16 protein-coding genes and 1 other annotated feature are annotated in these 19,913 nt (G+C 61.6%); of the genes, 8 read left to right on the top strand and 8 right to left on the bottom strand.

Annotation, left to right across the window (positions count from 1 at the left end; translation table 11 throughout):
• Positions 1-18 precede the first annotated feature (18 nt).
• Entirely contained in the window at positions 19-486 is a 468-nt protein-coding gene (locus tag J5286_RS10650; protein WP_112945712.1) for an Lrp/AsnC family transcriptional regulator, read from the top strand.
• 10 nt (positions 487-496) lie between these two features.
• Here J5286_RS10650 and recJ read toward each other — a convergent pair whose 3' ends face one another.
• From recJ to J5286_RS10630, 4 genes are all read right to left on the bottom strand, one after another.
• Positions 497-2,299, bottom strand: a complete 1,803-nt coding sequence (gene recJ, locus J5286_RS10645; protein ID WP_449089386.1) for a single-stranded-DNA-specific exonuclease RecJ — start codon at positions 2,297-2,299, stop codon at positions 497-499.
• A 140-nt stretch (positions 2,300-2,439) separates the two neighbouring features.
• Positions 2,440-3,762: a homoserine dehydrogenase gene (locus J5286_RS10640; protein WP_209190329.1), complete on the bottom strand. Its 1,323-nt coding sequence runs from the start codon at positions 3,760-3,762 to the stop codon at positions 2,440-2,442.
• 65 nt (positions 3,763-3,827) lie between these two features.
• Positions 3,828-5,048, bottom strand: a complete 1,221-nt coding sequence (locus tag J5286_RS10635) for an LL-diaminopimelate aminotransferase (RefSeq protein WP_018900041.1) — start codon at positions 5,046-5,048, stop codon at positions 3,828-3,830.
• A 226-nt stretch (positions 5,049-5,274) separates the two neighbouring features.
• Positions 5,275-5,691, bottom strand: a complete 417-nt coding sequence (locus J5286_RS10630; protein ID WP_047512040.1) for a hypothetical protein — start codon at positions 5,689-5,691, stop codon at positions 5,275-5,277.
• A 152-nt stretch (positions 5,692-5,843) separates the two neighbouring features.
• On the opposite strand from J5286_RS10630, the gene J5286_RS10625 reads away from it, so the two are divergent.
• Positions 5,844-7,682 (top strand): PHA/PHB synthase family protein, encoded by a 1,839-nt coding sequence (locus tag J5286_RS10625; protein ID WP_209190328.1) that lies wholly within the window; start codon positions 5,844-5,846, stop codon positions 7,680-7,682.
• A 7-nt stretch (positions 7,683-7,689) separates the two neighbouring features.
• Here J5286_RS10625 and J5286_RS10620 read toward each other — a convergent pair whose 3' ends face one another.
• The gene (locus J5286_RS10620) at positions 7,690-8,643 is read right to left on the bottom strand and encodes an alpha/beta hydrolase (protein ID WP_209190327.1); all 954 of its coding nucleotides are present in this window, start codon (positions 8,641-8,643) and stop codon (positions 7,690-7,692) included.
• 180 nt (positions 8,644-8,823) lie between these two features.
• Positions 8,824-9,843, bottom strand: a complete 1,020-nt coding sequence (locus J5286_RS10615) for a methyltransferase (RefSeq protein WP_209215344.1) — start codon at positions 9,841-9,843, stop codon at positions 8,824-8,826.
• A gap of 351 nt (positions 9,844-10,194) precedes the next feature.
• Here J5286_RS10615 and J5286_RS10610 point away from each other — a divergent pair, with 351 nt between their 5' ends.
• Positions 10,195-11,508 carry a DUF2778 domain-containing protein gene (locus J5286_RS10610; RefSeq protein ID WP_209190325.1) on the top strand — a complete coding sequence of 438 codons (1,314 nt, stop codon included), beginning with the start codon at positions 10,195-10,197 and terminating at the stop codon, positions 11,506-11,508.
• 29 nt (positions 11,509-11,537) lie between these two features.
• On the opposite strand, the gene J5286_RS10605 is transcribed toward J5286_RS10610, so the two are convergent.
• Together J5286_RS10605 and J5286_RS10600 are read right to left on the bottom strand one after the other, a co-directional pair.
• Positions 11,538-12,314: an alpha/beta fold hydrolase gene (locus tag J5286_RS10605; protein WP_209190324.1), complete on the bottom strand. Its 777-nt coding sequence runs from the start codon at positions 12,312-12,314 to the stop codon at positions 11,538-11,540.
• Between the two features lie 303 nt (positions 12,315-12,617).
• Entirely contained in the window at positions 12,618-14,084 is a 1,467-nt protein-coding gene (locus J5286_RS10600) for a SulP family inorganic anion transporter (protein ID WP_113200295.1), read from the bottom strand.
• A gap of 71 nt (positions 14,085-14,155) precedes the next feature.
• Positions 14,156-14,211 (bottom strand) — a sequence feature (sul1 is cis-regulatory element that is thought to sense ions involved in sulfur or methionine metabolism; They are found in Alphaproteobacteria).
• A gap of 157 nt (positions 14,212-14,368) precedes the next feature.
• Between J5286_RS10600 and uvrB the strand changes: the two genes are divergently transcribed.
• The 5 genes from uvrB to J5286_RS10575 are packed head-to-tail and all read left to right on the top strand — an operon-like array spanning position 14,369 to position 19,776.
• Positions 14,369-17,341 (top strand): excinuclease ABC subunit UvrB, encoded by a 2,973-nt coding sequence (uvrB, locus tag J5286_RS10595; RefSeq protein ID WP_209190323.1) that lies wholly within the window; start codon positions 14,369-14,371, stop codon positions 17,339-17,341.
• Between the two features lie 60 nt (positions 17,342-17,401).
• Positions 17,402-17,647, top strand: coding sequence for a CopG family ribbon-helix-helix protein (locus tag J5286_RS10590; protein ID WP_209190322.1), 246 nt, complete (start codon positions 17,402-17,404; stop codon positions 17,645-17,647).
• The gene (locus J5286_RS10585) at positions 17,647-17,823 is read left to right on the top strand and encodes a type II toxin-antitoxin system RelE/ParE family toxin (RefSeq protein WP_209190321.1); all 177 of its coding nucleotides are present in this window, start codon (positions 17,647-17,649) and stop codon (positions 17,821-17,823) included. Before J5286_RS10590 ends, J5286_RS10585 begins: the two co-directional genes overlap by 1 nt.
• A 43-nt stretch (positions 17,824-17,866) precedes the next feature.
• Positions 17,867-18,391 (top strand): hypothetical protein, encoded by a 525-nt coding sequence (locus J5286_RS10580; RefSeq protein WP_209190320.1) that lies wholly within the window; start codon positions 17,867-17,869, stop codon positions 18,389-18,391.
• Entirely contained in the window at positions 18,388-19,776 is a 1,389-nt protein-coding gene (locus J5286_RS10575; protein ID WP_209190319.1) for an NUDIX hydrolase, read from the top strand. Before J5286_RS10580 ends, J5286_RS10575 begins: the two co-directional genes overlap by 4 nt.
• Positions 19,777-19,913: the final 137 nt, after the last annotated feature.

The raw sequence follows: 19,913 nt of genomic DNA, 5'->3' as shown, positions 1-19,913 counted from the left end.
TTGTTTCGTGGAGCCGCCATGTCTGCCGATGGTCTCGACCAATTCGACATCGCCATTCTGAAGATCCTGCAGGAGGACAACACGACGCCGCAGCGGGTAATCGGCGAGGCGGTCAACCTTTCCGCGCCGGCCGTGCAGCGGCGCATCAAGCGGATGGAGCAGAGCGGCGTCATCCGGCAGAACGCGGCACTCCTCGATCCCGCCAAGGTCGGCCAGCCGATCACCATCTTCGTCGAGGTGGAAGTGGACAATGAGCGTGCCGATCTGATCGATGCGCTGAAGCAAAGCTTTGCCGGGGCGCCCGAGGTGCAGCAGTGCTATTACGTGACCGGAGAGGCGGATTTCGTGCTGGTCGTGCTGGTGCCCGACATGGCCCATTACGAGCGGCTGACGCGGCGGCTGTTCTTCGACAGCGGCAATGTGAAGAAATTCAAGACCTTCATCGCCATGGACAATGTCAAATCGACGCTGACGGTGCCGCTCTGACGGGAATCGCTCAGCGCGCGATGGCGCCATCCATCACCCGCAGCTGGACGCGGCGCGAGCCCTGGTAGTGATTGTCGCCGAGCGAGCCCGCCACATGCAGGTTGGCGCCGCGAGAGTTCAGGAGCAGGTTTCCGAGCTGCGTATCGGCGGCGCGGAAAGCTATGCCGTCGAGGCGGGCGCCGTCCATGGCTTCGAGCGTCACCTTCACATGCTTCTCGCCGACGATCCTCGAATCGCGGACGCGATGGGCGGGGATGGCGAAGATCGGCTGCGAATGGCCGGAGCCGTAAGGGCCCGCCGTTTCCAGGCGATCGATCAGGTCGATCGTCGCGCCGCTGGCGCCGATCGCGCCGTCGATCTTGAGCGTCTCGTTGGCCACCAGCGCCGCCACCGTCTTTTCGGCGCGTTCTGCGAAGAAGCCGCGCAGCCGGCCGAGCTTGTCGCGCTCGACGGTGAGGCCCGCCGCCATGGCATGGCCGCCGCCCTTGACCAGCAGCCCCTCGTCGACCGCCGCGCGCACCATCTTGCCCATGTCGAAGCCGTTGATGGAGCGGCCGGAGCCGGTGCCTTTGCCATTGGGGTCGAAGGCGATGGCGAAGGCAGGGCGCTTGAACTTCTCCTTCAACCGCGCCGCGATCAGGCCGACGATGCCTGGATGCCATTTTTCATGCGCGGTGACGATGACCGACGCGCCGCTGCCGTCGCCATATTCGGCGTAGGCTTCAGCCTCGGCTTCCTGCAGCATGTTGGCTTCCATCACCTGGCGGTCGCGATTGAGCTCGTCCAGACGCTCGGCGATGGCTTCGGCTTCGCCGGTGTCATCGAGCGTCAATAGCCGGCTACCGAGTGCGGCGTCGCTGATACGGCCGCCGGCGTTGATGCGGGGGCCGATGAGGAAGCCGAAGTGATAGGGCGTCACCGGCCCGGCGAGGCCTGCCTTGCGAAACAGCGCCGACAGACCGGCATTGCCTTGGTGACGGGCGGCGATCAGGCCCTTGACGACATAGGCGCGGTTCAGGCCCTTCAGCGGAACGACGTCGCAGACCGTCGCCAGCGCCACGATGTCGAGCCATTGCAGGAGGTCGATGCTGCGTGCCTTCGGATGGCCGGCCTGGCGCAGCAGCCGCAGCGTCGCGACCAGCACGAGGAAGACAACGCCGGCAGCACAAAGATGCCCCTGCCCCGACAGATCGTCCTCGCGGTTGGGATTGACGAGCGCATGGCACTGCGGCAGGTCGTGTGTCACCTGGTGGTGATCGATGACGACCACGTCGACATGGCGCTTTGCCGCCGCCGCCAGCGCCTCGTGGCTGGTGGAGCCGCAGTCGACGGTGACGATCAGGCGGGCGCCGTTGTCGATCAACTGGTCCATGGCTGCCGGGTTCGGGCCATAGCCTTCGAAGACGCGGTCGGGAATGTAGATTTCGGATGTCACGCCGAAATGGCTGAGGAAGCGGTACATCAGCGCCGAGGAGGATGCGCCGTCGACGTCGTAATCGCCGAAGATCGCCACCTGCTGGCGGGTGTTGATGGCATCGGCGATGCGCTTGGCGGCCTTTTCGCAATCGGTCAGCTTGTAGGGATCGGGCATCAGCGAGCGCAGCGTCGGGTCGAGGAATTCGACCGCCTCGTCGACGGTGACGCCGCGGCCGGCAAGCACACGGGCGATCAGATCCGGCAGGCCGTGCATCTGCGACATAGCAAGCGCCCGGTTCTGCCCGGCCTGGTCCAGCCGCGAGATCCAGCGATTGTCGAGAACGGATTTCTCGACACCCAGAAAGGCGCGCTGTACCGGATCGGCCGGGATATCCATCATGTCACTCCACTGCCACTACAAGGCCGTTCTACAGAGCCGTGACGGCAAACGAAAGACGGCGGAGCACGCCTGCGCCCCGCCGCCCACAGAATAGATCACCGTACGGTGACGCCGTGTCGCCACGACGCGTGCGAGGCTCAGTCTTCCTTCGGACGCTCGATGCGGATCACCTGCGGTTCGCCGACCAGATAGCCCTCGGTCTTGATCGCCTCGACGGCCTTGCGCACCGAATCCTCGGTGGTCGCGTGGGTGACGAGGATGATCGTCTGGTGGTGCGAGGGCGAAAGGTGCTGCTTGGAGCGCTGCACGATGGATTCGAGCGAGATGTGGTTTTCGGCCATGCGGGTGGCGACTCTGGCGAAGACGCCGGTGCGGTCGAGCACCGTCAGGCGGATGAAATAGCCGCCCTCGTGGCTCTGGATCTGTGCCTTGCGGTAAGGCTCGAGCGACTTGGCCGGATGGCCGAGCACGGGAACCTGCTGGGCGCCCGGGCGGCTCTTGGCGATGTCGGCGATATCGCCGAGCACGGACGAGGCCGTGGCATTGCCGCCGGCGCCGGGGCCGACCATCAGGAGCTCGCCGAGAATGTCGGATTCGATCGCAACCGCGTTGGTGACGCCATCAACCTGGGCGATGACGCTATCGACGGGCACCATGGTCGGGTGCACGCGCTGCTCGATGCCGGTATCCGTGCGCTGGGCAACGCCGAGCAACTTGATGCGGTAGCCGAGATCGGCGGCCGCGTGGATGTCGTCGATCGAGATGTTGGTGATGCCCTCGAGATAGATGTCGTCGACGGCGATCTGGTTGCCGAAGGCGAGCGTCGTCAGGATGGAGAGCTTGTGGGCGGTGTCGTTGCCCTCGATGTCGAAGGCCGGATCGGCTTCGGCGTAGCCGAGGCGCTGGGCTTCCTTCAGGCAATCGGAAAACGACAGGCCTTCCTTCTCCATCTTGGTCAGGATGTAGTTGCAGGTGCCGTTCATGATGCCGTAGACGCGCGAGATCGTGTTGCCGGTCAGCGATTCACGCAGCGCCTTGATGACGGGGATGCCGCCGGCGACGGCCGCTTCGAAGTTGAGCAGCGCGCCCTTCTCCTCGGCGATCCTGGCAAGCTCGACGCCGTGATAGGCGAGCAGCGCCTTGTTGGCTGTCACCACGTGGAGACCGCGCTGCAGCGCGGCGCGGACGGCGATGTTGGCCGGTCCCTCGGCGCCACCGACGAGCTCGACGAACACGTCGATGTCACCCTTGGTCGCGAGTTCCTCGGGCGTATCGAACCATTCGATGCCGCCGACATCAATGCCACGGTCCTTGGTCTTGTCGCGGGCGGAAACGCCGGTGACCAGGATCGGCCGGCCGCACGTCGCGGCAAGCTGGTCGCTGCGCTGCTGAATGATACGAACGAGAGAGGCACCAACGGTACCCAAGCCCGCAACGCCGATTTTAAGGGCATCTGCCATGGATCGATCCTGAAATATGTCATGAGTGGCAGCCGCCGGAGCGGCTGCCGAAAGAACTGATTGTATCAGCGGTGAGCGTTCAACGAGACGACATTGTGCATCGTCTCATCGGCGGTGGACATGAATTTCTTGATGTTGCGCGCCGCCTGACGGATACGGTGCTCGTTTTCGACGAGCGCCAGACGCACGTAATCGTCGCCCATTTCACCGAAGCCGATCCCCGGCGCCACGGCAACGTCGGCCTTTTCGACCAGGAGCTTGGAGAACTCCAGGCTGCCGAGATGGCGGAACTTTTCCGGGATCTTCGCCCAGGCGAACATGGTCGCTGCCGGCGGCGGCACTTCGAAGCCGGCCTTGCCGAAGCTGTCGACCATGACGTCGCGGCGGCGCTTGTAGACGCCGCGGACTTCGGCGATATCCGAGCCGTCGCCGTTCAGCGCGTGCGTGGCGGCAACCTGGATCGGCGTGAAGGCGCCGTAGTCGAGGTAGGACTTCACGCGGGTCAGCGCCGCGATCAGGCGCTCGTTGCCGACGGCAAAGCCCATGCGCCAGCCGGGCATGGAGAAGGTCTTCGACATCGAGGTGAACTCGACGCAGACATCCATGGCGCCGGGCACCTGCAGCACCGATGGCGGCGGGTTGTTGTCGTCGAAGTAGATTTCCGAATAGGCAAGGTCGGAGAGCACGATGATGTCGTGCTTCTTCGCGAACGCGATGACGTCCTTGTAGAAGTCGAGCGTCGCGACATAGGCCGTCGGGTTCGACGGATAGTTGACGATCAGCGCCAGCGGCTTCGGGATCGAGTGCTTCACGGCGCGTTCCAGCGGCGGGAAGAAGCTGTCATCCGGCTCGACCGGCAGAGAGCGGATCACGCCGCCCGCCATCAGGAAGCCGAAGGCGTGGATCGGGTAGGTCGGGTTCGGGCAGAGAATGACGTCGCCGGGCGCGGTGATCGCCTGCGCCATGTTGGCGAAGCCTTCCTTGGAGCCGAGGGTGGCGACCACCTGCGTATCCGGGTTGAGCTTCACGCCGAAGCGGCGGGCGTAATAGGCGGCCTGGGCGCGGCGCAGGCCGGGAATGCCCTTGGACGAGGAATAGCGATGCGTGCGCGGGTCCTGGACCACTTCGCAGAGCTTGTCGACGATCGCCTTGGGGGTCGGCAGGTCAGGGTTTCCCATGCCGAGATCGATGATATCGGCTCCGCCCGCTCGCGCGCTTGCTTTCAAACGGTTGACCTGTTCGAAAACATAAGGCGGCAAACGCCGGACTTTGTGAAACTCTTCCATCTCTTTCCCCACGGAAACGCGGCCACCATGACCGCAAATCGAAGTTCGTCCTAACTTCCGGCTGCTTGCGACACGAACTTCAGAATCGCCAAGGCCGTATTCATCAGACGTCCAGCGCACGGCGATTCTTTGACGGACCGCCTCGGGGCTGACGCTTTATCAGGAAAATTTCATCTTCCGCACCTGACGGAAGGCTTTGCTTGCAAACGCCAGAGAAGGCAAGGCCTTATTTGGTGATTTCGGACAGCGTTTCCGGGCCGTGGTCTTCGGCGAGCTTGCGGTATTCCGCAACGCGGCGCTGGTATTCGGCTTCCGAGATGGTGCCCGCCTTGCGCCGGTTGCTCAGCGCCGTCAGCTTCTGCTGCAGGCCGGAGGCTTCCTCGTCGTTCATCTGAACGTTGGCGGCGGTCAGCGGCGCGCCGAAGCCAGGATAGCCATCGCGATAGTGCGACAGACCGCTTTCGGTCGGCGCTTCGCCCTTGGTGGCGTTCATGACCACGGCGGTCGGGGCCGCCTGCTTTGCGGCAAACGCGGCCTTTTCCTCAGGCGTTCGCATGCATCCGGCAAGCGCCATGGCCGCGGCGGCGCCGATGAGGGCGATGCGGGTGACGTTTGCGATGGTACGAATGCCTGTGTTGGTCATGCCAGAGGTTCCAAATCCTTAAGCTGCTTCGACTTGTTAAATTCGCAGCCTGCACAAAGCAATAGCATGAAGGCATGTCTGCGGAACTTGTTTTCTTGATCCGAGCGGATACAACTTGATTTGGATAGAGATGCTGCCGCCGGAGGAACCGCGTGACCGACAGCAACCAGGACAAGAGCGATAAGGGCCAAGGCCCGGGCTTCGAGGCAAAGGATTTCGATCCTTACATGCTGAAGGACCCGGAAACGATGGCGCTGAACTTCGCCCGTGCCTTGGAAAACCTGGGAAAAGCGGCATCCGCCTGGCTTGGCCCGCGCGAAAGCGGCGAGATCCGCGAAAACACCGCCGACCCCGTCACCGACATGGTCAAGACGCTCTCCAAGGTCAGCGAATACTGGATCTCCGATCCGCGCCGCGCCTTCGATGCGCAGACCAAGCTGATGACCAGCTTTTTCGGCGTGTGGATGCGCTCGATGCAGCGCATGCAGGGCGAATCGCTCGAGCCGGAGCCCGATCGCAAGGACAAGCGCTTCGCCGATCAGGACTGGGAGAAGAACCCCTTCTTCGAATTCCTGAAGCAGGCCTATTTCATTACCGCGGACTGGGCCGAAAAGCTGGTCACCGACACCGAGGGGCTCGACGAGCACACGCGGCAGAAGGCCAACTTCTACGTCAGGCAGATCACGGCGGCGATCTCGCCGACCAATTTCGTCGCCACCAATCCGCAGCTCTATCGCGAGACGATCGCGAGCAGTGGTGAAAATCTGGTGCGGGGCATGAAGATGCTTGCCGAGGACATCGTGGCGGGCCATGGCGACCTGAAGCTTCGGCAGACGGACATGACCAAGTTCGCCGTCGGCCGCGACATGGCGCTGACGCCGGGCAAGGTGATCGCCCAGAACGAGATCTGCCAGATCATCCAGTACGAGCCGACGACCGAGACCGTGCTGAAGCGCCCTCTCCTCATCTGCCCGCCCTGGATCAACAAGTTCTACATTCTCGACCTCAATCCGCAGAAGAGCTTCATCAAGTGGTGCGTCGATCAGGGGCAGACGGTGTTCGTTATCTCCTGGGTCAACCCGGATGCGCGCCATGCGGCCAAGGATTGGGCGGCCTATGCGCGCGAAGGGATCGATTTCGCCCTCGAGACGATCGAGAAGGCGACCGGAGAGAAGGACGTCAACGCCATCGGTTATTGCGTCGGCGGCACGCTGCTGGCCGCGACGCTGGCGCTGCATGCCAAGGAGAAGAACAAGCGCATACGCTCCGCGACGCTGTTCACCACCCAGGTCGATTTCACCCATGCCGGCGACCTCAAGGTGTTCGTCGACGAGGAACAGCTGACGCGGCTTGAGAACTACATGAAGGTGACCGGCTATCTCGACGGCTCGAAGATGGCGACCGCTTTCAACATGCTGCGCGCCTCCGAGCTCATCTGGCCCTACTTCGTCAACAATTACCTCAAGGGCCAGGAGCCGATGCCCTTCGACCTCCTGTTCTGGAACGCCGATTCGACGCGGATGGCGGCGGCCAACCATGCCTTCTACCTGCGCAACTGCTATCTGAAGAACGCGCTCACCAAGGGCGAGATGGTGCTCGACGGCCAGGCCGTGTCGCTGAAGAGCGTCAGGATCCCGATCTACAATCTCGCCACCCGCGAGGACCATATCGCGCCGGCGAAATCGGTGTTCCTCGGCAGCCAGTTCTTCGGCGGCAAGGTCGATTTCGTGCTCGCCGGCTCCGGCCACATCGCCGGCGTGGTGAACCCGCCGGACAAGAAGAAGTACCAGTATTGGACCGGCGGCCCGGCCAAGGGCGAATACGAAGACTGGCTCATCGACGCCGAGGAAGCGGCCGGCTCCTGGTGGCCGCACTGGCAGGCCTGGATCGAGGCCAAGGACGGCAAGCGGGTACCCGCCCGCAAGCCTGGTGGCGATGCGCTCAACGCGCTCGAGGAAGCGCCGGGCAGCTATGTGCTGGAGAAGGCGTAGTCTATAGTCAAAGCTTTGTGTGCGCCTGCACGGCTTCCAAAATGGCGGGCACGATACCCGGCGCCAGTGGCAGAGTCGGATCCTGGTAGGCGGCAAAGGGCGCGTCCGGCACGTCCGCTTTCAGCATGTGCGTGACACCGGGCAATTGCACCACCCGTGCATGCGGCATCGATCGCGCCAGCAAGCCGGCGTCCTCGACTGTCACCTGAAAATCACGATCGCCCTGGAGGATGAGCACGGGCAGGCTCAGTCCCTTGGCCAGCGCCACGGGATCGTAGCTGAAAAGATCGACCATGTATCGCTGCAGGCCTTGCCGAAACAGGGGCTGCAGGACGGCACTCATGGTCCCGACATCCGTTCTCTCCCCCTGCTCCAGCCCGGAGATGATACGGTCGATTTCCGCAAGATAAGGCGCATTGGCCGGGTTGTTGCGGAACTGCTCGCGCATCAGCGTGCTCACGCGTCGGCCCGGCGCGGCCAGCAGGATCAGTCCGCAGGGTGTCGCGCCACTTGCGGCGGCGGCCAGCGCCACGAGGCCACCCTCGCTGTGACCGGCGATCCACACGCAATCCGTGCCGATCCGCTCGGCAAAAGCGCGCTGCCAGAGATCGACGTCGGCGGCATAGTTGGCAATCGTCACATCCTCCGGATCGGCGATCGCATCTTTGCTGCCGAAGAAGCCGCGCTTGTCGATCCTCAGCGTGCTCAGGCCGGCTGATGCCAGTGCCTCGGCAAGCAATCTATAGCTGTCGCTGCGAAGCCCCATCGGGCTGTTGCCATCCCGGTCGATCGGACCGGAACCCGGCACGATGACGACGCCGGCGCTAGCGCCAGGCACGATGATCGCCTCGCCCTCGAGCTGTCCCTGCGGTCCGGGAACAGTCATCACCTCGGCGCTTGCGGTCACGCCGGAAGCAAGGACAAACGCGGAAATAGCGGATGAAAGAAAAAGCCGACGCATTGATAAACCCGGTCATGGCTCCCGGTCACGATCGCGACCGTGAAGCTGTTCAATAAAGTTTGCCGCAATGAATTTCTGGCAATGATGTTCAAAATCTCGGCTCGTAACCTATTCCGCTATTACAGATCAGCGCAAGCCGCCCGGACGGCAGACATCACCATCCGGGGACATTTTCTTAATTCACTCAAACACAATCACGCTCGCCGGCGATGGCGGCAGCGGGCTGATCGCGATGTCGCGGAAGCCCGCCATCGAGGCCATCTCGCGCAGGTCGGATGCCGTATAGGCGTCGCCGCGTGGTGTCGTCGCCAGCATTTCGAAGGCGAAGGCGGCGGGGAAGTCGGGGGAGACGCGGTCCTCGTTGGGGACGAACTCGACGGCGATCAGTTTGCCCGTGGCGCCGAGGCTTGGGCGTGCCTTCTTCAGCAGTTCCGCGCAGCCGGCGATATCGAAGTGATGCAGGAAGTTCGGCAGCATGATGAGATCGTAGTCATTGCCCCAATCGACATCGAAGGCGCTGCCGGCGATGAAGCTGAAACGATCGGCCACACCGGCCGCCGTCGCATTCTCCCGCGTCAGCTCCAGCACCGGCTTCCAGTCAAGCGCGACGATCCGCGCCTGCGGAATGGCCCTGGCGATCTCGATGCCGAAATAGCCGGGCCCGGCGGCGATATCGAGCACCTTTGACGGTGGCTGCGGCCATGCCGCGACGCCGGCGGCGAGCGTCCTGCCCGCCCCGCCGGTAAAGGCACCCATGGCGCGCGCGAAGCGCACCCATACGGGATTATCCGGCGAGAGGTTCGCCAATCCTTCGGCGCCGCCATTGCGCACGCAGGCGGCGGGGTCGGTCAGAAAGAGCGAGAGCATCTGCGGTGCCGCGATGAAATCGATCGCCGAGCCCATATAGGCCGGCGAATGGCGATCGAGGAACACGGCGCTCGAGGGTGTCAGCGCGTAGGTGTCGCCGCTCTTGCCGAGGAAGCCGGCAACGACGAGATAGTCGCAGAGAATGCGGACGCCGCGCTCGGCGCATCGCATCTCCGATGCCGCCGCCTTGGCCGTCTGGCCGGTTCCGATGACGGTGAAGAGGTCGAGTTCGATCGCCGCCTTGATGGCGGCCGTCTTGCGGACGGCGAACATCGCATCGACAAGCAAGGCCGGCGAAATCTCGTTAACAGAAGCGGTTTGTGCCGAAGACATTGGCGTTTCCCCTCGGAAGCCTTCGATGCCTTTTCATAGCATATCCGCAATATCTTTTCCCGCTAATATTTATGTCAAAACGGCGACATAGGACGTAATGCCCGGCGGAGGCCGAGGAACATTAGAAAAAATCGAACAAGATCAATATGGTTAGCGGACAAGGTGAGGAATTTCGAAACAGGCGTCACCGCCGTAAAGGGTTTGGTTACCATAATTCGGCATCATCTGAGCCAACCGGAAATAAGCAACAGGCCGCATTTTGGCCCTGTTGCTCCATTACCGGCCCCGGCGAAGAAGTATCAATCTATCTGTACCGCCGGCCTTAGTAACGAGTTGTGAAAGACGAGTGTTATGGCGTTTGCGGTCGATGTGTTTGCCAATACCAGGCCAGTAGGTACGTCCATTTCTCGTTTCAGTCGCTCATTCCGCCTTATGTCCGGGGCGGGTCTCATCGGTGCTAGTTTTGCTGCCTCGGCATGGGTCGTGACGTCGATCGCGACGATGCACGCCGTCGCTCCCGCACCCTACAAGAACGCTATCGGCGATATCGCGCTCGTGCAGCACGCCGCCGCGGCCGCTCCCAAAGAGCGCAATATCCACGTCAGCAAATTCTCGCGCCTGCAGCCGCTGACGGCGGAAAACCGGTCATCGAAGCGTGATCGCCTGCTGACGCCTGACGTTCTGAGAGCCGCCTTCGTCGGCAGCTCCGGCCCTGTCATCGCTGACGCCATGCCGGCGCGCACCGTCGTTGCAGCCGCGCAGCCGTCGAAGGTCAAGGACGACGCCGTTGCCGCAGCCCCTCAGGTCGCCAGCGCCAGCTCATCCGATCGCATCGTCATTCCGTCCAAGGCCGAGATCGCGGCACTCGAAGGCCCTGCCCTGCTCGCGCTTGCCGCCATGCCGAAAGCCGCTTCGGATGAACAGCAGGCCCGCGTTGCCGTCAACGCGCCCGCTTCCATTCCCGCGAAGCCCGCCCCTGTCGAAGTGGCGAGCGTCGATGTCGAAAGCGACGCCAGCAAGGGCGACGACGCCGGCAATGCCTTCGGCCTCGTTCTCAACGACAACAATTCCGTACCGCTGCCGATGGCCCGTCCCGACGGCATGACCAAGCGCGCGCCGGCAAACGACCGCGCCAGCCGCCCTGCCGAACCGGTTCTTGCCTATGCACGGCCTGATATCGGTGATGATGAAGGCGAAATCCCTGTCGTGCCGAAGCGCCAGGCAAGCCCTGTCGCCCGCGCCGGCGTCGCGGTCTATGACATCTCCGCAAGCATGGTCTACCTGCCCAACGGCGAACGCCTCGAAGCCCATTCCGGCCTCGGTAAGATGCGCGACAATCCGAAATATGTTCGCGAGAAGATGCGCGGCCCGACCCCGCCGCACACCTACCAGCTGACGATGCGCGAAAGCCTGTTCCACGGCGTCGAGGCGATCCGCCTCAACCCGGTCGGCGGCGCCGGCAACATCTTCAACCGCGTCGGTCTGCTCGCCCACACCTACATGCTCGGCGCGCGCGGCGACTCCAATGGCTGCGTCTCCTTCAAGGACTACAAGCGCTTCCTCGCCGCCTTCAAGCGCGGCGACATCCGCCAGCTGGTGGTCGTCGAAAGCATGCCCGACAAGCCGCGCTCCACCTTCGCCTCGCTGTTCTCGTCGCGGTCCTAAGACCGCGACGTCACTCGCTTCACGTCAATTCAGCGGCCGCCGGCGGCCTCGATGATCATCTGCGTGATCTCGTCGGGATGCGAGATCAGCGACAGGTGGCTGGACTTGAGCTCGATCGTCTTGGCGCCCATGCGCTTGGCCATGAAGCGCTCCAGATCCGGATTGATCGTCCGATCCTCCGTCGACACCGCGTACCAGCTCGGTTTCGAGCGCCACGCCGCCTGCGTGGTCTTGCCCGTTAGCAACGCCTTGTGGAACGGCTCCTGCACCGCATAGAGCACCTTGGCCTTCGCCTCCGGCAGATCACCGGCGAAATCGCGCAGGAATGCTTCCTCGCTCAACCGTCCTTCATCGCCATCAAACACGATCCCGGCCGAGGCCAGCGGGGTCGGATAGGTCTTCGCCAGCGCCGTATAGTCCTCGCCCGCATCGGGCGCGCGGGCGGCGACATAGACCAGCGCCGAAACCTTGGGATGGACGCCGGCCTCGGTGACCAGCATGCCGGAGAAGGAGTGGCCGACGAGGACGGTCGGACCATCCTGGCGATCCAGCACCTTCTCGACCGAGGCAACGGCCTCCGGCAATGTGGTCAGCGGGTTCTGCACGGCGGTGGCGTTGAAGCCGGCTGCCTGAAGGCGCGCGATCACCTCCGTCCAGCAGGAACCGTCGGCGAACAGCCCGTGGGCCAGAACGATGTTGCGTGCCTTGGCGGGCTGCGCCATCGCGGCCATGCCGCGCGTGGAAATGAGGGAAGCGGCAGCACCGGCGAGAAGCGCTGTCGAGAAAGTCCGTCTGTTGATCATCATGGTCTTTACCTTCGGCTTTGATCCATCCGATCCTGCGACAGGCTGTGACCTCGCGCATGATCGGCACCGGTCGATCTGCATCGGCCTGCCGGTTCTCTTCCGGGCACCGTCGCGACACCACTGAATGGTGTCGCCGTGCCTTGGCCAAGACCTGCAGCCAAGACACGATCGCCGGCTGGCGCAGGTGAGGATGCCCCTCGTTCAGGCATGCCGTTTATGCCTGATTGTCCTGACGCAACCCGTATACGCCGGTGTCGGCGGGTTTGTTACAGGTCGGGTGCGCGGCAGGACGACTTTAAGCGATCAGATTTCCTTGAGGCTCGGCGCATTGTCCAGCCGGCCGATCAGCGTGGCGCTCGCCTCGTTGAGGCCGTTCACCTCGACGGAAACGCCATGCGCCTTGAAGCGCTGCACCACGCGGTCCAGCGCCGCGACGGCGGTGATGTCCCAGAAATGCGCGTGCGTCAGGTCGATCGTCACCGCCATGCCCTCGGCATCGGCGATATCGAAGGCATCGATGAAGACGTCGGCGGAGGCGAAGAAGACCTGGCCGGTCACATGATAGGCGATGCGCTCGCCAGCCTCGTCCGTGTCCTTGCGGACCGACAGCAGCTTGGCGACCTTGAAGGTGAAGAAGACGCCGCTGAGGAGTACGCCCACGGTGACGCCGAGCGCCAGGTTGGCGGTGAAGACGGTGACGACGACGGTTGCCAGCATGACGATGCTCGAGGTCTTCGGATGCACCACCATGGTCTTGACCGACGACCAGTCGAAGGTGTCGATCGACACCATGACCATGATCGCGACCAAGGCCGCGACGGGCACCTGCGAGACCCATGGCTTCAGGAGCACCATGAGGATCAACAGCAGCGCGCCGGCAAACAGCGTCGAGAGACGGCCACGGCCGCCGTACTTCACGTTGCTGACCGTCTGGCCGATCATGCCGCAGCCGGCGATGCCGCCGAACAGGCTGGCGGCGGCGTTGGCGATGCCGAGGCCGGCGCATTCGCGGTTCTTGTCGCTCGTGGTGTCGGTGAGATCGTCGACGACGCTCGCCGTCATCATCGATTCCAGCAGGCCGACCATGGCAATCGCCAGCGCCGGGCCGGCGATGATCTCAAGCGTCTCCAGGTTCAGCGGCACTTGCGGCCAGGCGAAGATCGGCAGCGAATCCGGCAGCTTGCCGAGATCGGCAACCGTCAGCACCGGCAGATGCAGGCCGACGGAGGCAAGGGTGAGCAGCAGGATGCAGATCAGCGGCGACGGGATGGCGGTGGTGATGCGCGGCGCGATGTAGATCACCGCGAGGCCGGCGGCCAGCATGGCATAGGCGATCCAGTCGCCGCCGATGATATGCGGCAATTGCGCGCCGAAGATCAGGATCGCCAGCGCGTTGACGAAGCCGGTGCGGACCGATTTCGACACGAAGCGCATCAACACGCCGAGGCGCAGCAGGCCGAACACGACCTGGATGACGCCGGCAAGCAGGCCGGCGGCAAACAGGTAGGGCAGCCCGTGGGCGTGCACCAGCGGTGCCGCGACCAGCGCCACGGAACCGGCGGCGGCCGAGATCATCGCCGGGCGGCCGCCGGTGAAGGCGATGACGATGCCGATGACGAAGGAGGCGAAGAGGCCGACCTGCGGATCGACGCCGGCGACGAAGGAGAAGGCGATGACCTCGGGGATCAGCGCGAAGGTGGCGACGGCGCCGGCAAGCATTTCGCGGGTGGGATTGGAAAACCAATCCCGGCGGAAGGAGGATACGTGCATGTTGGTGATATCTCGCAAAGCGTGGCCCAACGCGCCCGGACGGGCGGTCGAAATATGGCGTGCAGGTTTTGCGTTGTCTGGCGGATCGGCGGCCAGAAGAGCCACCCGGAGTTTCACCGGGTCCGTGGTGAGTACGTCCGTTATAGCCCGCCTTTTTGCCGCGATGCAATATCAGCGAGCCATTTGATGACCTCAGGCGTTTGGCGTCGGACGCCGCAAAATCCGTTTCCCTTTTGTACTCTTTGCCTCTTCCATTTCGCGCTGACTCTCTCCATATTCCGGCCATGGCCAAATCTCCGAAAAAGTCCCCCGCCCCCGATGGTTTCGAGGAAGCTCCCCAATCCGCGTTCGAAGGCGCGCCCCTTGAGGGTTCCGTCGCCGATTGGGTGAAGCAGCTGGAGGCCGATGCGGAGGCATCCGGTGTCGAGACGCAGCGGCAGATCGCCTCCAAGGCCGGCAAGCACCGCAAGAAGGTGGAGATCGCCGCCTCCAAATCCGCACGCGGCACCTCGATGGGCGGCTCGACCGACCCGAAGACGCGCGCCGCGGCCGGCCTCAACCCGGTCTCCGGCCTCGACGTTTCGCTCGAAGACGCCGCCGCGCTGAAGGCCGGCACAGCGGTGACCGCCACGGTGGAGGCACTTTCGGCGCTGATCGAGAGCGGCAATCCGCTGTTCAAGGACGGCAAGATGTGGACGCCGCATCGCCCGGCCCGGCCGCCGAAATCCGAAGGCGGCATCGAGATCCGCATGAATTCCGAATATTCACCTGCCGGTGACCAGCCGACAGCGATCAAGGACCTCGTCGAGGGCCTCGACAATGGCGACCGCAGCCAGGTGCTGCTCGGCGTCACCGGCTCCGGCAAGACCTTCACCATGGCCAAGGTGATCGAGGCCACCCAGCGCCCGGCCGTCATCCTGGCGCCGAACAAGACGCTGGCCGCCCAGCTCTACAGCGAATTCAAGAACTTCTTCCCCGACAACGCGGTGGAGTATTTCGTTTCCTACTACGACTACTACCAGCCGGAAGCCTATGTGCCGCGCTCCGATACCTTCATCGAGAAGGAAAGCTCCATCAACGAGCAGATCGACCGCATGCGCCACTCCGCCACCCGCTCGCTGCTCGAGCGCGACGATTGCATCATCGTCGCCTCCGTCTCCTGCATCTACGGTATCGGCTCGGTCGAGACCTACACCGCCATGACCTTCCAGATGGAGGTCGGCGACCGGCTGGACCAGCGCCAACTATTGGCCGACCTCGTGGCGCAGCAATACAAGCGGCAGGACATCAACTTCGTCCGCGGCTCCTTCCGTGTTCGAGGCGACACGATCGAAATCTTCCCGGCCCACTTGGAAGACGCGGCCTGGCGCATCTCGATGTTCGGCGACGAGATCGACGCCATCACCGAGTTCGACCCGCTCACCGGCCAGAAGACCGGCGACCTGAAGAGCGTGAAGATCTACGCCAACAGCCACTATGTCACCCCGCGCCCGACGCTGAACGGCGCCATCAAGGCGATCAAGGAAGAGCTGCGCCTGCGCCTCGCCGAGCTTGAAAAGGCCGGCCGCCTGCTGGAAGCCCAGCGCCTGGAACAGCGCACCCGCTACGATGTCGAGATGCTGGAGGCCACCGGCTCCTGCGCCGGCATCGAGAACTATTCGCGCTATCTCACCGGCCGCAGCCCCGGCGAGCCGCCGCCGACCCTGTTCGAATATATCCCCGACAACGCCCTGCTCTTCATCGACGAAAGCCACGTCACCATTCCGCAGATCGGCGGCATGTACCGGGGCGACTTCCGCCGTAAGGCGACGCTTGCCGAATACGGCTTCCGCCTGCCGTCCTGCATGGACAACCGCCCGCTGCGCTTCGAGGAATGGGACGCGATGCGCCCCGACACCGTCGCCGTCTCGGCCACTCCCGGCGGCTGGGAACTCGACCAGTCCGGCGGCGTCTTTGCCGAGCAGGTGATCCGCCCGACCGGCTTGATCGACCCGCCGGTCGAAGTCCGCTCGGCCCGCAGCCAGGTCGACGACGTGCTCGGCGAAATCCGCGAGACCGCTGCCAAAGGATACCGCACGCTCTGCACCGTGCTCACCAAGCGCATGGCCGAGGACCTCACCGAATATCTGCATGAACAGGGCGTGCGCGTCCGCTACATGCACTCCGACATCGACACGCTGGAGCGTATCGAGATCATCCGCGATCTTCGTCTGGGTGCTTTCGACGTCCTCGTCGGCATCAACCTTCTGCGCGAAGGCCTCGACATTCCCGAATGCGGCTTCGTGGCCATTCTCGACGCCGACAAGGAAGGTTTTCTGCGCTCCGAGACCTCGCTGGTGCAGACCATCGGCCGCGCGGCGCGTAACGTCGACGGCAAGGTCATCCTCTATGCCGACAACATCACCGGCTCGATGCAGCGCGCCATGGACGAGACCGCCCGCCGCCGCGAAAAGCAGGTGGCTTACAACACCGAACACGGCATCACGCCGGAATCGGTGAAAGCGAAGATCTCCGACATCCTCGACAGCGTCTACGAACGCGACCACGTCCGCGCCGATATCTCCGGTGTATCAGGCAAGGGCTTTGCCGACGGCGGCAACCTCGTGGGCGGCAACCTGCAGACCCATCTCAACGCGCTGGAAAAACAGATGCGCGACGCCGCAGCCGACCTCGACTTCGAAAAAGCCGCGCGCCTGCGCGACGAAATCAAACGCCTCAAGGCCGCCGAACTCGCCGTCATGGACGACCCGATGGCGCGCGAGGAGTCCAAGGCCATGGAAGGCATCAAGCGCAACGCCAAGGCGACCCGCGAGTCCCTCAACCCATCGGCAACCTCAACGAACTCCCTCCCCCCTGTGGGGGTCCGAAGGACGGGTCGAGACGAGGGGCTCGACCCCGGTCAAGTTGGGGAGGGGAAAGCCGCGAGCGCCGAGGCCACCTCCCTCTTCCAGAAACCCACCCTCGACGACATGGGCCCAGGCACCGACACCGCCATCCCGTCTCGCACCTTCCGCAGGAACGACCTCGACGAAATGACCGTCGGCCGCACCGAAAAGCCCGTATCAGGGAAGCTCCCGGAAAAGCCCGACGCCGCCAAAAGCACCAAGCGCTTCTCCCCCCTGCTCGAAGGCCAACCCGACCGCGACGACCCGCGCCCCCTGATGCGCGGCAAGACAGGCGTCGGCAGCTATGAGGATGCGGGGGATGTGAAGAGGCAGAAGCGGACGAAGGGCAAGACGGGGCGGCCGGGGCGGTAGGTGGCGCCAGCTTGACGCCACCGACCAAACTCCCATAATCGCCTGAACCGGAGGTTCTCCATGAACGCGATTACCGTCCATCTTCCCGACGAGACCGCTGCCCGCCTCGATCGCCTGGCCGACAAGCTATCCAAGCCAGCAGACAGCGTCGCCGCCGATGCAATCGAGGATTTTCTCGCCCGCGAGGAATGGCAGTTGGCTGAAATCGAGGCCGGTCTAGCGGAAGCCGACCGGGGAGAATTTGCGAGCGAAGATGAGGTGAACGCGGTTTTCGCCAAGTATGGCGTAACGACACGCGGCGCCTGATGCCGCCAATCCGTTACACGAGGCGCGCGCTCGGCAATCTAAGGCACATCGGTGAATGGATCGGGCAGGACAATCCCACTGCCGCGCAACGCGTCATCGCCCGACTTGCCGCCGCTATCGATCTCCTGCTTGCTCAAACTTCTCTCGAAACAGTCGCGACGCATTGGGTTGCATGAGGCATGCAATCAAAATACCCTAGATAGCATCTGGGGGATTCGCATGGACAAATCGAAACACGACTTATCACTTATGTCTCTACATGTCGGAGACGTACTCGTACTATTTGCTTACTATTTAATTTTATTGATTTTGTCTCTTGTCTTTTTGATAGAGCAAATAATAAGCGCCGCAGCGCTGAACAATATTGGGCAATTTGACGCAATAATTTCTGTTATAGCGGCATCTATTTCCGGATCTACGATTTTTTATAGCCGAAAGCTCTATAAGGCCTCGATAAACAGCTCTTATGAATTCATAGCGGACAACAAAATATCCCCGGCAAGGGTAGGCACTTTTTTCTTTTTTGTTTTGAGACCAATATTTGGCGCGGTTTTTTCCATGGTTGTTTATGCCCTTTGGCGCGCATCAGTTCATGCGTCTACAAGCGGTGGAGACACCCCCAAAGAGTTCATCTTTATCGTCATTCCGATAGGCTTCTTCGCAGGATTCTCTGCGGGGCGCTTACTGGAGCAATTCGAAGAAAAATCAATTAACGACCTTGTTGGGAAGACTGACGACAAATGAAATCGAAGGCTGAGATCGACAAAAGGATAGTAGAGCTTGAAAAGCTGGCTGCAACTGTTCTCGAAATAAAGCGTAGGTCTCGTCCAAGAAGACCTATCGTAATAGAATTTGCAGGATCGCCAAAAGCAGGAAAATCAACTTGCATTGGATCGCTAGATATATTTTTGCGGAGAAACAACTTCCGGACAAAAATACTTACTGAGAGGGCAAGTGTTTGCCCCATACCTAATAAATTTGATCCAATTTTCAACGTGTGGACAGCATGCGCGGCTCTAAACCAGCTTTCAGAAACGTTGGCAAATTCCGCTAAGAAAGTCGACGTCATAATCTTAGACCGTGGATTCTTCGATGCACTCTGCTGGTTTGAGTGGCAGCGCGAAGAAAAGTTGCTTCGCAATGATGACTTTGAGCGATTCACGAGCTTTTTCACGTCAAATCGATTTCGTATGTGCATCGATCTCGTGCTAATATTTGAGGCCTCTCCAAATACTTCTAGCGAACGGGAATACAAAAACCTTTTGACTCGAAAGGAGGGAAGTATCATGCGAAGCGAAGTTTTGAGTTCTTACCTTGAGTCAATCAAGAAAACCAAATTGAAGTACACTTCATATTTCAGAAATATTACTGAGTACAACACAGACGATCAAGATCAGAATGCGGTAAGCTATAACATAACAAAGACAACATTAAACCTGTTGAAGAACCTCGCTGATGAAAAGATAGGATACATACCGAAGTCTGAAATTTCTCACTTGCCGACGATCTTCGATTACAGCGAGATATCGGATTACGTCGAAAAAAACCTTAGTTTCAACGATAGAAACGAAGTTGAGGAAGATAAAACACTTCTGCAGCTTATTCCAATTGCCGTTATCAAAGAAAAAGGAAAAGATGAGTTTCTGGTGGGGACCAAGGCTGTGCGGGCTACTTCCTCATCGTCACCCGAGAAGGGTAAGACGCTTTGCTATTTCGGTGGTCATGTAAGAGAAGAGGACGCCAATCTGTTGGGTTCTGGTAGTAAACTCGACGTCCTGAAGCAATGCGTATATCGCGAAGTCAAGGAAGAGATCGGGATTGACCTCGATCCTGACCAACTAAATCCAAAGTGTATATGGGTTCGCGATGGCACCAAATCCGACCACCATCTAGCGGTTGTATTTATCATCGAACTGTCCTTGTCGAGAATAAAGCTCAGCGTCGACGGAGAGGAATTTGCTCGTTATGAAAAAAAGGGGCGGACCGGAACTGGAGACATAGTTTCGGCCTACGAGTTGATGCAATCGAAGATAGATACATGGACACAGAATATCATCAAGAACGTTGCGGCGGCTAATTACCGCGAAAAAGACCCAACTCAACCGACGCTGTTCAGCGGAAAAAGATAGTTGCAAGGGTTGGGCTGATAGCCGAATCCGGCAATTGGTTTACTTGTCTTGCCTTCGACGTGGCATCGAAATCGGAGCAAACGGTCGATATCGTTTGCTCCAGTTTCTGTTATCGAATTTTCCCCCACCCTCCCCAC

The sequence above is a fragment of the Rhizobium sp. 16-488-2b genome (assembly GCF_017741815.1).
Lineage (GTDB): Bacteria > Pseudomonadota > Alphaproteobacteria > Rhizobiales > Rhizobiaceae > Rhizobium.
The sequence above is the reverse complement of the archived record's forward strand: the minus strand, read 5'-3'. Positions and strand labels throughout refer to the sequence as shown.

Coding starts and splice junctions, on each gene's coding strand:
- J5286_RS10620 (WP_209190327.1), bottom strand. CDS start 8,643: ATGCGTCGGCTTTTTCTTTCATCCGCTATTTCCGCGTTTGTCCTTGCT.
- J5286_RS10580 (WP_209190320.1), top strand. CDS start 17,867: ATGGACAAATCGAAACACGACTTATCACTTATGTCTCTACATGTCGGA.
- J5286_RS10590 (WP_209190322.1), top strand. CDS start 17,402: ATGAACGCGATTACCGTCCATCTTCCCGACGAGACCGCTGCCCGCCTC.
- J5286_RS10630 (WP_047512040.1), bottom strand. CDS start 5,691: ATGACCAACACAGGCATTCGTACCATCGCAAACGTCACCCGCATCGCC.
- uvrB (WP_209190323.1), top strand. CDS start 14,369: ATGGCCAAATCTCCGAAAAAGTCCCCCGCCCCCGATGGTTTCGAGGAA.
- J5286_RS10610 (WP_209190325.1), top strand. CDS start 10,195: ATGGCGTTTGCGGTCGATGTGTTTGCCAATACCAGGCCAGTAGGTACG.
- J5286_RS10575 (WP_209190319.1), top strand. CDS start 18,388: ATGAAATCGAAGGCTGAGATCGACAAAAGGATAGTAGAGCTTGAAAAG.
- J5286_RS10600 (WP_113200295.1), bottom strand. CDS start 14,084: ATGCACGTATCCTCCTTCCGCCGGGATTGGTTTTCCAATCCCACCCGC.
- J5286_RS10650 (WP_112945712.1), top strand. CDS start 19: ATGTCTGCCGATGGTCTCGACCAATTCGACATCGCCATTCTGAAGATC.
- J5286_RS10635 (WP_018900041.1), bottom strand. CDS start 5,048: ATGGAAGAGTTTCACAAAGTCCGGCGTTTGCCGCCTTATGTTTTCGAA.
- J5286_RS10640 (WP_209190329.1), bottom strand. CDS start 3,762: ATGGCAGATGCCCTTAAAATCGGCGTTGCGGGCTTGGGTACCGTTGGT.
- recJ (WP_449089386.1), bottom strand. CDS start 2,299: ATGGATATCCCGGCCGATCCGGTACAGCGCGCCTTTCTGGGTGTCGAG.
- J5286_RS10605 (WP_209190324.1), bottom strand. CDS start 12,314: ATGATGATCAACAGACGGACTTTCTCGACAGCGCTTCTCGCCGGTGCT.
- J5286_RS10585 (WP_209190321.1), top strand. CDS start 17,647: ATGCCGCCAATCCGTTACACGAGGCGCGCGCTCGGCAATCTAAGGCAC.
- J5286_RS10615 (WP_209215344.1), bottom strand. CDS start 9,843: ATGTCTTCGGCACAAACCGCTTCTGTTAACGAGATTTCGCCGGCCTTG.